This window comes from Paraburkholderia sp. RL18-101-BIB-B (assembly GCF_046026985.1).
GTDB lineage: Bacteria > Pseudomonadota > Gammaproteobacteria > Burkholderiales > Burkholderiaceae > Paraburkholderia.
Window position 1 is genome coordinate 1 of the sequence record NZ_JARESV010000240.1, and the last position, 279, is coordinate 279.

At 58.8% G+C, this 279-nt stretch carries 1 protein-coding gene; it reads left to right on the top strand.

Annotation, left to right across the window (positions count from 1 at the left end):
- The coding region (locus P0D73_RS46915; RefSeq protein WP_408436590.1) for a hypothetical protein at window positions 1-279 on the top strand (279 nt) is incomplete at both ends.

Below are 279 nucleotides of genomic sequence, written 5' to 3' on the forward strand. Positions count from 1 at the left end.
AAGACGGCACTCGGCCGTACGCTCGGCGTACCAATTTTTCAGGAACAGGTCATGCAAGTGGCTATCCTGGCCGCAGGGTTTACCGCCGGCGAGGCCGACCAGTTGAGGCGCGCGATGGCCGCGTGGAAACGTAAAGGTGGACTTGAGAAATATTATGACCGTATCGTCGACGGGATGCTCGAACGCGGCTACGACCAGGCCTTCGCTGAAGGCATCTTTGAGCAAATCAAAGGGTTCGGCGAGTACGGCTTCCCGGAGAGTCATGCGGCAAGCTTCGCG